The organism is Amycolatopsis sp. NPDC098790 (genome assembly GCF_044759945.1).
Taxonomy (GTDB): Bacteria; Actinomycetota; Actinomycetes; order Mycobacteriales; family Pseudonocardiaceae; genus Amycolatopsis.
In genome coordinates this window covers 465,116-478,921 of record NZ_JBIWAI010000001.1, presented here as the reverse complement: position 1 = coordinate 478,921, position 13,806 = coordinate 465,116, and the positions used below count along the sequence as shown (strand labels likewise).

Here is a 13,806-nt window from a genome sequence, read left to right as displayed (position 1 = left end):
CCATGACGTTCCTCCAGGGCGCGAAACGCGTCGCCAACCGTCCTCTGCAGACACTGGACACCTTGGGTGACCAGATGTCCTTCTACGGCCGCGCGCTGCTGTGGACGCCGCGGACCCTGCGCCGCTACACCAAGGAAGTCCTCCGGCTGCTGGCCGAGGTCAGCTTCGGCTCCGGCTCGCTCGCGGTCATCGGCGGCACGGTCGGCGTGATGGTCGGCCTGACGCTGTTCACCGGCGTCCTCGTCGGCCTCCAGGGCTACTCGGCGCTGAACTCGATCGGGACGTCGGCCTTCACCGGCTTCCTGACGGCGTTCTTCAACACCCGCGAGATCGCGCCGCTGGTCGCCGGCCTCGCCCTGAGCGCCACGGTCGGCGCCGGGTTCACCGCGCAGCTCGGCGCGATGCGGATCTCCGAGGAGATCGACGCGCTGGAAGTCATGGGCGTGCCGAGCCTGCCGTACCTGGTGACGACGCGGATCATCGCCGGTTTCGTCGCGGTCATCCCGCTCTACATCATCGGCCTGCTGAGCTCGTACCTCGCGTCACGACTGGTCGTCATCTACATCTACAACCAGTCCGCGGGCACCTACGACCACTACTTCGACCTGTTCTTACCACCGCAGGACGTGCTGTATTCGTTCATCAAGGTGCTGCTCTTCAGCGTCTTGATCATCCTGTCGCACTGCTACTTCGGGTACCGCGCGACCGGTGGCCCGGCCGGCGTCGGCGTCGCGGTCGGCAAGGCCGTGCGCCTGTCCATCGTCACGGTGTCGATCATGAACTTCTTCATCGGGTTCGCCATCTGGGGAACCGACGTCACGGTAAGGATCGCGGGATGAGGGTGCTCCGACGCAGGCTGCTCGGCTTGCTGCTCATCGCCGTGATGGTCGGCGGGGTGGCGCTGTCCATCGCGCTCTACGACAAGGCGTTCACGCCGGTCGTCACGGTCAAGCTGCAGGCCGACAAGATCGGCAACCAGCTGATCAAGCAGTCCGACGTCAAGGTGCGCGGGCTGATCGTCGGGTCCGTCCAGGACATCGTCGCCACGGACAAGGGCGCCGAGCTCACGCTCGCGCTCCAGCCGGAGTCCGCGAAGCTCATCCCGGAGAACGTCTCGGCGCGGTTCCTGCCGAAGACGCTCTTCGGCGAGCGGTTCGTCTCGCTGGAGATCCCGAAGGACCCGTCGTCGAAGACGCTCTCCAGCGGCGACGTCATCCCGCAGGACCGCACGTCCAGCGCGGTCGAGCTGGAGCAGGCGTTCTCCCACCTGATGCCGGTGCTGCAGGCGGTCCAGCCGCAGAAGCTGTCGGCGACGCTCACCGCGATCTCGACGGCGCTGTCCGGCCGCGGCGACCAGCTCGGCGACACGCTGTCGCAGCTGGGCACCTACATCGGCGAGCTGAACCCGCACGAGCCCGAGCTGCAGCACAACCTCAAGGCGCTCGCGGAGTTCTCCGACCACCTCAAGGACGCCGCGCCGGACCTGGTGCAGAGCCTCGACAACCTGAGCACGACGACCCGGACCGTGGTCGACGAGCGGCAGAACCTGGCGAACCTCTACGGCAACCTGACGACGGCGTCGATCGACCTGCAGACGTTCCTGCAGAACAACAAGGAGAACATCATCTCCCTCGCCGACACCGCCCGGCCGACGGCCGAGCTGCTGGCGAAGTACGCACCGGAGTACCCCTGCGTGATCTCCCAGATGGCCGACAACGTGCCGCTGATCGACCAGGCGCTGGGCAAGGGCACCGACAAGCCCGGCCTGCACGCGACGATCGAGATCATCGTGCCGCGCGCGCCGTACGAGGCGGGCAAGGAGGAGCCGCGGTTCGAGGACAAGCGCGGCCCGCGGTGCTACGACATGAAGGACATCCCGAAGCCGTTCCCGTCCGAGCCGCCGGACGGCCCGTTCCAGGACGGCACCAAGCACCAAGCCGCCCCGAAGACCGTCGGTGAGGGCCTCAACCCGGCCAAGTTCAAGCAGGACGCGGCGGGCAACGGCGCGGGCGGCGGCGACCTGGCGTACTCGACGGCGGAACAGGGCTTCCTGGCCGACCTGCTCGGCCCGCAGCTGGGCCTGAACTCGGCGGACGTCCCCAGCTGGAGCGCGCTGCTCGTCGGCCCGCTGTACCGGGGCGCGGAGGTGACGGTCAAGTGAGGGGCCTGCTCGCGCCGCTGATCAAGCTCGGCGTCTTCGTGGTCGTCACCGTGCTGTTCACGACGATCCTCGGGATCAGCATCGCCAACATCAACACCACCAGCACCAACGCCTACAAGGCGCGCTTCACCGACGCGACGCTGCTGCTGCCCAACGACGACGTCCGCATCGCCGGCGTCCGGGTCGGGCAGGTCAAGGACGTCAAGATCGTCGACAAGCGCCAGGCCGAGGTCGAGTTCGAGGTCGACGCCGGCCGGACGCTGCCGGCCGGGGTGACCGCGCAGATCAAGTTCCGCAACCTGGTCGGCCAGCGCTACGTCTCCCTCGCCGAGGGGGAGAACGCCGGCGGCAAGACCCTGCAGCCCGGTGGCACCATCCCGCTGGACCGCACCACGCCGGCGCTGGACCTGACCGAGCTGTTCAACGGCTTCAAGCCGCTGTTCACCGCGCTCAACCCGGACGACGTCAACAAGCTGTCCTACGAGGTCATCCAGGTCCTGCAGGGCGAGGGCGGCACCGTCGAGAGCCTGCTCTCGCACACGGCGTCGCTGGCCACCACGATCGCGAACAAGGACCAGGTCATCGGCGAGGTCATCGACAACCTCAACTCGGTGCTCGACACGGTCAACGCGCACACCCCGCAGCTCAACGACCTGATCGTCAAGCTGCAGCAGCTGACGTCGGGCCTCGCCGCCGACCGCAAGCCGATCGGCGACGCGATCGAGAGCCTCGGCAACCTGGCCGAGACGACGTCCGGCCTGCTGGGCGAGGTCCGGGAGCCGCTGAAGAACGACATCAGCGCCCTCGGCAACCTCACGGACCAGCTCAACAAGAACGAGCCGGAGCTGGAGCACTTCATCCAGTTCCTGCCGACCAAGGTGAGCACGCTGACCCGCACCGCGGACTACGGCTCCTGGTTCAACTTCTACGCCTGCGAGTTCTCCGGGAGCGTCAGCTTGCCCCCACTGATCAACGACGTGCCGATCCCGCTGATCCCGGCCAACCGGGAGAGGTGCTCGGGATGAAGTCCTTCCAGAAGCGCAACCCCGTCCCGATCGCGCTGGTCGGCATCGCCGTCCTCGCGCTCGGCTTCATCGCCGCGCTGAACTCCGACGACCTGCCGGTGATCGGCGGCGGCACCACGTACTCCGCCGAGTTCAGCGAAGCGTCGGGCCTGCAGAAGGACAACGACGTCCGGATCGCCGGCGTCAAGGTCGGCAAGGTCAGCGACATCGAGCTCGACGGCGCGTCGGTCAAGGTGTCGTTCAAGGTCAAGGACGCCTGGCTGGGCGATCGGACCAGCGCCGCGATCAAGATCAAGACGCTGCTCGGCCAGAAGTACCTGTCGCTGGACCCGCAGGGCCAGGGCTCGCTGAACCCGGGCACCGCGATCCCGCGCGACCGCACGATGGCCCCCTACGACGTGCTCGACGCGTTCCGCGGCCTCTCGCAGACGGTCGACAACATCGACACCAAGCAGCTGGCGCAGAGCTTCGACACGATCTCGCAGACCTTCGCCAACACACCGGAAGACGTGAAGGGCGCGCTGTCCGGGCTCTCGAAGCTGTCGGACACGATCGCCTCGCGCGACACGCAGCTGTCGAACCTGCTGGCCAACACCCGCGAGGTGTCGCAGACGCTCGTCGACCGCGACGCCGAGGTGCAGAAGCTGCTCACCGACGGCAACAAGCTGCTCGACGAGCTGTCCAAGCGCGAAGACGCGATCACGTCCCTGCTCAACGGCTCCCGCGAACTCGCGACCCAGCTGCAGGGCCTGATCGACGACAACGACAAGCAGCTCGACCCGGTGCTCACGTCGCTGGACCAGCTGACCTCGATGCTGCAGCGCAACCAGGACTCCCTGGCCCAGGGCATCAAGGACTTCGCGCCGTTCATCCGCGTCTTCACCAACACCATCGGCAACGGGCGCTGGTTCGACAACTACATCTGCGGCCTGCTGCTGCCGTCGTTCGGCCCGATCAACGAAGAGGGGTGCTACACGAAATGAGTGACACCCGCTTCGGAGCGGCTCTCACCCGCGGCTTCACCATCGCGATCGTCCTCGCGCTCGTCGTCGCCGGCGGGATCTGGTGGACCCTCAAGGACGCCGGCCGCAACCACCTGACCGCGTACTTCGCCGGCGCCGTCGGCCTGTACGAGGGCAACAGCGTGCGGATGCTCGGCGTCGACATGGGCACGGTCACCAAGATCACGCCGATGGGCAACCAGGTGAAGGTCGACTTCGAGTACGACCGCTCGGTCGCCGTCCCGGCCGACGCCAAGGCGCTCATCGTGGCGCCGTCGCTGGTGTCCGACCGGTACGTCCAGCTGGCCCCGGCCTACACCGGCGGCCCGCGGATCTCCGACGGCGCGGTCATCGGCCTCGACCGCACCGAGGTGCCCCTCGAGGTCGACCAGCTGGCCGCCAGCCTGGCCCGGGTCAGCGAGACCCTCGGCCCGAACGGCGCCAACAAGGAAGGGTCGCTGTCGAACCTGCTGAACACCGCGGCGGCCAACGTCGACGGCAACGGCCAGGCCCTGCACGACACGATCACCAAGCTCGGCCAGGCGGCAGGCACGCTGGCCGGCAACAAGGACGACCTCTTCTCCACCGTGGAGAACCTCGGGAAGTTCTCGCAGACGCTGGCCGACTCCGACAAGCAGGTGCGCAGCTTCGAGAGCCAGCTCGCCGACGTCAGCGGCTACCTGGCGTCCGAAAAGGACAACCTGGCCGCGACCGTGCAGCAGCTGGGCACCACGCTCACCGCGGTGCAGGCGTTCATCGACCAGAACCACGACCGGCTCAAGTCCAACGTGGACAAGCTGGCCGGGATCACCAAGGTGCTCGTCGACCAGCGCAGCTCGCTCGCCGAGATCCTGGACGTCGCGCCGGTCGGCCTGAGCAACCTGGTCAACACCTACAACGGCTCGGCGGGCACGCTCGACGCCCGGCCGAACCTCAACGAGCTGACCCAGCCGCCGCTGGTGATGATCTGCCGGCTGCTCAAGCAGACCCCGGACGCGCTCGACGCGCTGGGCAACGCGTGCGAGGGCATCGCCGGCGTCGTCGACGGGCTCGTGCCGCTGCCGTCGGTGGCGCAGACCGTCCAGGCGCTGCAGGCGGGCAAGCTGCCGCCGCTGCCGCTGCCCATCGCCGGGCAGCTCTACGGCTCGGGAGGTGGCCAGTGAGGAAGCTCCTGACCGTCGGAGCGCTCGCCACCGCGTCCGCGCTGGTGCTGTCGGGCTGCGCCTTCAAGGGCATCTACGACCTGCCGCTGCCCGGCGGCGCCGACCTCGGCGACCACCCGTACACGGTGAACGTCGAGTTCCGCGACGTGCTCGACCTGACCCCGCAGGCCGGGGTGAAGGTCAACGAGGTGCCGGTCGGCCGCGTCGAGAACGTCGGCCTCACCAAGGACGGCTGGCACGCGCTGGTGACGCTGCGGGTCAACGGCGACGTCAAGCTGCCGGCCAACGCGCTCGCCAACGTCAAGCAGTCGAGCCTGCTCGGCGAGAAGTACGTCGAGCTGGCTTCGCCCGGCGACGACCAGGCCCAGGGCAAGCTCGCCGACAACGCGACCATCCCGCTGGCCAGGACGAACCGCAGCGTCGAGGTCGAAGAGCTGCTCGGCGCGCTGTCGCTGCTGCTCAACGGTGGTGGCGTCGACCAGCTCAACACCATCACCAAGGAGCTCAACAACGCCACCTCCGGCCGCGAGCCGGACCTCAAGGCGCTGCTGGACAACGCGAACCAGCTGGTCACGAACCTCGACCAGCAGTCGCGCAACATCACCCGGGCCATCGACGGGCTGAACCGGCTGTCCTCGACCCTGAACGACCAGAAGGACAAGCTGGTCGGCGCGGTCGACAACCTCGGGCCCGGCCTCGGCGTGCTCGAGCAGCAGCGCGGCCAGCTGGTCACGATGCTGCAGGCGCTGGACAACCTCTCCGGCGTCGCCACCGACACGGTGAACCGGTCGCAGAAGGACCTCGTCGCCGACCTGAAGGCGCTGACGCCGACGCTGCAGAAGCTGGGCGAGGCGGGCAACGACCTGCCGAAGGCCCTGCAGATCCTGCTGACGTTCCCGTTCAGCGACCAGGCCGTCAACGACGTCAAGGGCGACTACTTCAACCTGTTCGCGAAGGTGGACCTGAACCTGAAGACCGTCGTCGAGAACCTGGGCAACAGCCGGCAGAACATCCTGTCCGGGCAGCTCCCGCTGCAGGGGCTCACCGGCGGGACCGAAGGCGCGTCCGGCAACCCGCCGCTGCCGATCCCGGGGGAGAGCGGGTCCGCGCAGTCCGGGCAGTCGCAGCCGGGTCTCGGCAACCTCTTCGGGCTGCTCTCGGGAGGTGCGGGCTGATGCTGATCCGCCGGACGAAGATCCAGCTGATCGCCTTCGCGGTCATTTCGGTCGTCGCGATCGTGTACGCGCTGATCCGGTTCGCCGGGCTCGGCACCGTGTTCGGCAACGACGGCTACACGGTCAAGCTGCAGCTCAACGAGTCGGGCGGCATCTTCACCAACGCCGAAGTCACCTACCGCGGCTACAACATCGGCCGGGTCGGCGAGATGCGGCTGACCCCGACCGGGCTCGAGGCCGACCTGAACATCGACCCGTCGGCGCCGCAGGTGCCGGCCGACCTCGACGCCGTCGTCGCCAACCGCTCGGCGGTCGGCGAGCAGTACGTCGACCTCAAGCCGAAGGCCGACAAGGGCCCGTACCTCGCGGCCGGCTCGGTGATCCCGGCGTCGAAGACGACCACCCCGGTCAGCACCGACCGGCTGATCGGCGACCTCGACTCGCTGGCGGCGTCGGTCCCGGTCGACTCGCTGCGCACGGTCGTCGACGAGTCCTACGACGCCTTCCGCGGCACCGGCGGCGACCTGCAGCAGCTGCTGGACACCGCGCGCAGCTTCACCGCGACCGCGCAGGAGTACCTGCCGCAGACGATCCAGCTGCTCGACCAGGGCGGCAAGGTCCTGGACACGCAGAACGACGAGGCGGCGAACTTCGCGTCGTTCAGCAAGAGCCTCAACGAGCTGACCGGCACCCTGAAGAACTCCGACGGCGACCTGCGCAAGCTCATCGGCATCACGCCGCAGGTGGCGATGCAGATCAGCCAGGTGCTGCAGGAGTCCGGCCCCGGCCTCGGGGCGCTGACGGCGAACCTGCTGACGACGGCCAACCTGACCGTGACCCGGCTCGACGGCATCGAGCAGGGACTCGTGACGTACCCGGCGCTGGCCGGCGCGGCGAGCAGCGTGGCGCCCGGCGACGGCACCGCGCACCTCGGCCTGGTGCTCAACCTGTTCAACCCGCCCGCCTGCACCAAGGGGTACATGCCGTACTCGCAGTACCGGACCGGGAACAACCTGACGCCGCGGCCCGCGGACGACAACGCGTACTGTGCCGAACCGAAGGGCAGCCCGATCAACGTCCGCGGCTCGCAGAACGCGCCGTACGGCGGAGTGCCGGTCGCCCCGTCCGACGCCGACGTCTCGGCCAACGCGAACCGGCCGGCGGAGGAGCTGGCCGAGGAGCGCAACACCCGGGGCGTGCCGGGCATCGTCGGCAGCCCCGGCGTCAGCCTGAACAGCCTGGGTTCGCTGCTCGGGCTCGCCTGACGTGGATTTGATGACCGTTACCTACCCTGGAGTGCTATGAGTTCGGACGAGCCGGCCGCCGTGGCGGTGGACGAGGAGCCCGCGGGTGCTCCGGCGGACCGGGAGCCGTCCTCGCGGATCCTGGTGCTCGGCGCCGCGGCGCTGGCGCTGGCCGCGCTGATCGCGGCGGCGATCTTCGGCGTCCAGTGGTGGGTGGCCGCGAACGACGACAACGCCGACCTGGCGGCCTCGCGCGAGGCCGTCGTCAAGGCGGGCACCAACGCGCTGAAGGCGTACACCGAGGTCGACTACACCGACCTCGACGGGTTCTTCGCCCGGCAGAAGTCGGTGTCGGACGACAAGATGTCGCAGCAGATCGACCAGTCGGCGCCGACGTTCCGCAAGGCGCTCGCCGACGCCAAGACGAAGGTCGCCACCGACGTCCAGGACATCGCCGTCGAAGAGCTGGACGACCACGAAGGCAAGGCCAGCTTCCTCGCCGCGATCGCCACGACCGTCACCCAGGGGGACAAGAGCAGCGCGAAGCCGCTGCGCCTCGAAGTGTCGATGACCCGCGTGGGCGACGAGTGGAAGCTGTCCGGCATCGACAGCGTCCCGCTGGTCGCGGCCGGCCAGTAGCGTCACCAAGAAGGAGCTCGTAGTGCCCCCCTCCCGCCGTCAGCCGCCTCGCAACAGCACGCCGCCGTCGCGCCGGCCGCGCGTGGCCGGACTGCGCAAGCCCTCGACGGACGAGACCGCCGCCGAGCGGACCGGCCAGCTCCCCGCCGTCCCGGCCAAGCCGCGGCCGCGTCCGGCCCCCCGTCCGGCCGCCAGGCCCGCTGAGCCGTTCGAGGCCGACAGCGGGCAGCTCGACACGGCGCCCTCCGCCGAGGACACGCAGGTGTTCGCGGCGGTCGGCACCGAGGAGGAACCGCAGGTCGACGCGCTCACCGGCGAACCCGAGGCCGAGGTCGATGCGAAGCCGGCTCCGCGGCGGAAGAAGCGCGACACGGGCATCGCGAAGCCGACCGAGGAGTCCGAGGTCCCGGTGGCCGCGGAGGAGCCGGCCGCACCGGCGGCGGGCTCGCGGGTGCAGAAGCCGTACGTGGTCGCGGGCGCGCTGGTGCTGGTGGCGTTGATCCTGGGCGGGCTGGCGTACTGGTTCAAGTCCGAAGAGGTCAAGGTCTCCTCGGCGACGAGCAACACGGCCCTGCTGGACGTCGCGAAGACGGCCCAGGTCAAGGACGCGGTGTCCAAGGCGGCCGAGGCGCTGTTCTCGTACGACTTCAACAACATCAAGAAGACCGAGGACGCGGCGAACGACCTGCTCGCCAACGACGACGTCAAGAACAAGTACAACTCGCTGATGGGCGAGGTGAAGCGGCTGGCGCCGGCCCAGAAGATGATCGTGACGTGCAAGGTGACGCGCGCGGCGGTGATCATGCTGAACGGCGACCTGGCGAAGGTGATGGTGTTCGTCGACCAGACGTCGACGCGCACGGACACGAAGAAGACGACGGCGGGCACCGCCCAGCTCCACTTGAACGCCCAGCTGCAGGGCGACAAGTGGAAGATCACGGACATGGACACGTACAACGCGCCGAAGGTCCCGGCGGCGACCCAGGCGCCGGCTTCGCCGTCCGCGCCGCCGGCGTCTCCGTCGCCGACCAAGTAGCGTCCGGCAGCGGCCCGCGACCCCGATGGGTCGCGGGCCGTTTTCGCGCCCGGAGCGCCCCTGTGACACTCGGTAGCGGCTCGGGCGGCGGGCCGTCGTCGGACTCAAGCCCCTTCGTCGTCCGCGCCCCAGCGCCTCCGTCGCCGACGAACTAGCGCTCGGCACCGGCCCGCGACCCGGGTCGGTCGCGGGCCGTTTTCGCGCCCGGAGCGGCCCCGTGAGCGGCCGTCACGCGCGCGGGACACGTGTGACGCCTGAGACGCCCGGCACCCCCTCGAAACCCGCCTCGGACCGATCACCCGAAACCGCCGCGACACGCCGCCGACGGCGGAACCGGTCCCGTCCGAAGTGGTCTGGAACACAGTTCAACACGACCCCGGAACGCGGGAAACACCCAGGTCCAACCCCTATTACTGGCGCTACCGGCGGGTAACTGGAACACTATTCGGCCGCTCACGCTCCGCTGACCTTCTTCAACGCTGCGCCAACCGGCGGGACCCCCGTGTGGCATCTTGACTCTCGGGCCCGGTGGGTTCACGCTTACTCCCGAACGGCGAAACCGGCGGCCCTTGCGGGAGGGACAACCGGCTCGCCTGGAGGCATACCTGAAGACGTCGCGAGGCAGGCTGGGCCCCATCGGGAGCGCCCCCTGGACAGACCGCGCCGTTCGGGCTAGACTGCCTCTTTGCGCTGCCCTCTTTCAGGCTGCCCGGAGCCGGTAGTTAGGATAGTGGGCACACGGCACCCTTGACAGTCACTCATAGCTGTTGCTATGGCGGCTGCCACCGCTCATTGTCCCCGGAAGGACGCATCTTGGCAGTCTCTCCCGCGAACCAGGCCACTGCTGCGACCACCTCGGCTGAATCTCGCTCGGAGTCCACGGGAATCCCCGGCGCGCCCAAGCGGGTTTCCTTCGCAAAGATTCGCGAACCCCTCAGCACCCCCAACCTGCTCGACGTCCAGATCCAGTCGTTCCAGTGGTTCACCGGGGACGAAGCGTGGTTCGAACGCCGTGTCGAAGAAGGTGAAGAAAACCCGGTCGGCGGCCTCGAAGAGGTCCTCAACGAGATCTCCCCGATCGAGGACTTCTCCGGTTCGATGTCCCTGTCCTTCTCCGCTCCGCGCTTCGACGAGGTCAAGGCCTCGATCGAGGAGTGCAAGGACAAGGACATGACCTACGCCGCCCCGCTGTTCGTGACGGCGGAGTTCGTCAACAACAACACGGGCGAGATCAAGAGCCAGACGGTCTTCCTGGGCGACTTCCCGGTCATGACCGACAAGGGCACGTTCATCATCAACGGCACCGAGCGTGTCGTCGTGTCCCAGCTGGTCCGCTCGCCGGGCGTCTACTACTCGAAGGACGTCGACAAGACGACCGACAAGGACGTCTTCAGCGTCCGCGTGATCCCGAGCCGGGGTGCGTGGCTCGAGTTCGACGTCGACAAGCGCGACACCGTCGGCGTCCGCATCGACCGCAAGCGCCGCCAGCCGGTCACCGTGCTGCTGAAGGCGCTCGGCTGGACCACCGAGGCGATCCGCGAGCGCTTCTCCTTCTCGGAGACGCTGCTGGCCACCCTCGAGAAGGACCACACCGCCGGCACCGACGAGGCGCTGCTCGACATCTACCGCAAGCTGCGCCCGGGCGAGCCGCCCACGAAGGAGAGCGCGCAGACCCTGCTGGAGAACCTGTTCTTCAAGGCGAAGCGCTATGACCTGGCCAAGGTCGGCCGGTACAAGCTGAACAAGAAGCTCGGCCTCGACACGCCGTACGACACCGGGACGCTGACCGAAGAGGACATCGTCACGACCATCGAGTACCTGGTCCGGCTGCACGCCGGCGAGGACAAGATGGACGCGCAGAACGGCACCGAGGTGCCGGTCGAGACCGACGACATCGACCACTTCGGCAACCGGCGCCTGCGCACGGTCGGCGAGCTGATCCAGAACCAGATCCGGGTCGGCCTCTCCCGCACCGAGCGCGTCGTGCGCGAGCGCATGACGACGCAGGACGTCGAGGCGATCACGCCGCAGACCCTGATCAACATCCGCCCGATCGGCGCGGCGATCAAGGAGTTCTTCGGCACCTCGCAGCTGTCGCAGTTCATGGACCAGAACAACCCGCTGTCGGGCCTGACGCACAAGCGTCGTCTCTCGGCCCTCGGCCCGGGTGGTCTGTCCCGTGAGCGCGCCGGCATGGAGGTCCGGGACGTCCACCCGTCGCACTACGGCCGGATGTGCCCGATCGAGACGCCGGAAGGCCCGAACATCGGCCTGATCGGCTCGCTCTGCTCGTACGCGCGGGTCAACCCGTTCGGCTTCATCGAGACGCCGTACCGCAAGGTCGTCGAGGGCCGGGTCACCGACCAGGTCGACTACCTGACGGCGGACGAGGAAGACCGGTACGTCAAGGCCCAGGCCAACGCGCCGATCGAGGACGACGGCACGTTCGTCGAAGACCGGGTCATGGCCCGCCGCAAGGGTGGCGAGGTCGAGCTGATCGACCCGCTCGACATCGACTACATGGACGTCTCGCCGCGGCAGATGGTCTCGGTCGCGACGGCGATGATCCCGTTCCTCGAGCACGACGACGCGAACCGCGCCCTGATGGGTGCGAACATGCAGCGCCAGGCCGTGCCGCTGCTGCGCAACCAGGCCCCGTACGTGGGCACGGGTGTGGAGCTGCGCGCCGCGGTCGACGCCGGTGACGTGCTCGTCGCCGAGCAGGCCGGCATCGTCGAGGAGCTCTCGGCGGACCTGATCACGATCATGCACGACGACGGCACGCGGAAGAGCTACGGGCTGTACAAGTTCCGCCGCTCGAACCACGGCACCTGCTTCAACCACCGCCCGATCGTCAACGAGGGCGACCGGGTCGAGCAGGGTCAGGTCATCGCCGACGGCCCGTCCACCGAGAACGGTGAGATGGCGCTCGGCAAGAACCTGCTCGTCGCGGTCATGCCGTGGGAGGGCCACAACTACGAGGACGCGATCATCCTCTCCGAGCGCCTGGTGCAGGACGACGTGCTGACGTCGATCCACATCGAGGAGCACGAGATCGACGCCCGCGACACCAAGCTGGGCGCCGAGGAGATCACCCGGGACATCCCGAACGTCTCCGAAGAGGTCCTGGCCGACCTCGACGAGCGCGGCATCATCCGCATCGGTGCCGAGGTCCGCGACGGCGACATCCTGGTCGGCAAGGTCACGCCGAAGGGCGAGACCGAGCTGACCCCGGAGGAGCGCCTGCTCCGCGCGATCTTCGGCGAGAAGGCCCGCGAAGTCCGCGACACCTCGCTGAAGGTGCCGCACGGCGAGACCGGCAAGGTCATCGGCATCCGCGTGTTCTCGCGCGAGGACGACGACGAGCTGCCCCCGGGCGTCAACGAGCTGGTCCGCGTCTACGTGGCCCAGAAGCGCAAGATCCAGCCGGGCGACAAGCTCGCCGGCCGGCACGGGAACAAGGGTGTCATCGGCAAGATCCTGCCGGTCGAGGACATGCCGTTCATGGAGGACGGCACGCCCGTCGACATCATCCTGAACACCCACGGTGTGCCGCGACGGATGAACATCGGCCAGATCCTCGAGCTGCACCTGGGCTGGCTGGCGTCGCAGGGCTGGACGATCGAAGGCAACCCGGACTGGGCGAAGAACCTGTCCGAGGAGCTCTACGACGTCGCGCCGAACACGAACACCGCGACCCCGGTGTTCGACGGCGCGAAGGAAGAGGAGCTCACCGGGCTGCTGGGCGCGACCAAGCCGAACCGCGACGGCGAGCGCATGGTCAAGGAGAACGGCAAGGCCACGCTGTTCGACGGCCGCTCCGGCGAGCCGTACCCGTACCCGGTGTCGGTCGGCTACATGTACATCCTGAAGCTGCACCACCTGGTCGACGACAAGATCCACGCCCGCTCCACCGGCCCGTACTCGATGATCACGCAGCAGCCGCTGGGTGGTAAGGCGCAGTTCGGTGGCCAGCGCTTCGGTGAGATGGAGTGCTGGGCGATGCAGGCGTACGGCGCCGCCTACACGCTGCAGGAGCTGCTGACGATCAAGTCGGACGACGTGGTCGGCCGCGTCAAGGTGTACGAGGCCATCGTCAAGGGGGAGAACATCCCCGAGCCGGGCATCCCGGAGTCGTTCAAGGTGCTCCTCAAGGAGCTCCAGTCGCTGTGCCTCAACGTCGAGGTGCTCTCCAGCGACGGCGCGGCGATCGAGATGCGCGACTCCGACGACGAGGACCTCGAGCGCGCCGCGGCCAACCTCGGCATCAACCTGTCCCGCAACGAGTCGCCCTCGGTGGACGACGTCGTGCACTGATCGCGAGCTGAGCTGGGCCCGGCCTCCCGCAGGGCCCAGCTCGCC

General features: G+C 68.4%; 10 protein-coding genes. All 10 read left to right on the top strand.

What is annotated here, in order from left to right:
• The first annotated feature begins 2 nt into the window (after window positions 1-2).
• On the top strand, window positions 3-839 hold the full coding sequence (locus ACIQWX_RS02450) for an ABC transporter permease (protein ID WP_003060266.1): 837 nt from the start codon (window positions 3-5) through the stop codon (window positions 837-839).
• Window positions 836-2,161 (top strand): MCE family protein, encoded by a 1,326-nt coding sequence (locus ACIQWX_RS02445; RefSeq protein WP_400864462.1) that lies wholly within the window; start codon window positions 836-838, stop codon window positions 2,159-2,161. The genes ACIQWX_RS02450 and ACIQWX_RS02445 overlap by 4 nt, the downstream gene beginning before the upstream one ends.
• On the top strand, window positions 2,158-3,186 hold the full coding sequence (locus ACIQWX_RS02440) for an MCE family protein (protein ID WP_400864459.1): 1,029 nt from the start codon (window positions 2,158-2,160) through the stop codon (window positions 3,184-3,186). Before ACIQWX_RS02445 ends, ACIQWX_RS02440 begins: the two co-directional genes overlap by 4 nt.
• The gene (locus ACIQWX_RS02435; RefSeq protein ID WP_400864457.1) at window positions 3,183-4,169 is read left to right on the top strand and encodes an MCE family protein; all 987 of its coding nucleotides are present in this window, start codon (window positions 3,183-3,185) and stop codon (window positions 4,167-4,169) included. Before ACIQWX_RS02440 ends, ACIQWX_RS02435 begins: the two co-directional genes overlap by 4 nt.
• Window positions 4,166-5,350, top strand: coding sequence for an MCE family protein (locus tag ACIQWX_RS02430; protein ID WP_400864454.1), 1,185 nt, complete (start codon window positions 4,166-4,168; stop codon window positions 5,348-5,350). Before ACIQWX_RS02435 ends, ACIQWX_RS02430 begins: the two co-directional genes overlap by 4 nt.
• Window positions 5,347-6,525, top strand: a complete 1,179-nt coding sequence (locus ACIQWX_RS02425; RefSeq protein ID WP_400864451.1) for an MCE family protein — start codon at window positions 5,347-5,349, stop codon at window positions 6,523-6,525. Before ACIQWX_RS02430 ends, ACIQWX_RS02425 begins: the two co-directional genes overlap by 4 nt.
• Window positions 6,525-7,790: an MCE family protein gene (locus ACIQWX_RS02420; protein ID WP_400864448.1), complete on the top strand. Its 1,266-nt coding sequence runs from the start codon at window positions 6,525-6,527 to the stop codon at window positions 7,788-7,790. Before ACIQWX_RS02425 ends, ACIQWX_RS02420 begins: the two co-directional genes overlap by 1 nt.
• 36 nt (window positions 7,791-7,826) lie before the next feature.
• Window positions 7,827-8,408, top strand: coding sequence for a hypothetical protein (locus ACIQWX_RS02415; RefSeq protein ID WP_400864446.1), 582 nt, complete (start codon window positions 7,827-7,829; stop codon window positions 8,406-8,408).
• Between the two features lie 82 nt (window positions 8,409-8,490).
• The gene (locus ACIQWX_RS02410) at window positions 8,491-9,444 is read left to right on the top strand and encodes a hypothetical protein (RefSeq protein ID WP_400869364.1); all 954 of its coding nucleotides are present in this window, start codon (window positions 8,491-8,493) and stop codon (window positions 9,442-9,444) included.
• Window positions 9,445-10,257: 813 nt separating this feature from the next.
• Window positions 10,258-13,761, top strand: coding sequence for a DNA-directed RNA polymerase subunit beta (locus ACIQWX_RS02405; RefSeq protein WP_400864443.1), 3,504 nt, complete (start codon window positions 10,258-10,260; stop codon window positions 13,759-13,761).
• Window positions 13,762-13,806 lie beyond the last annotated feature (45 nt).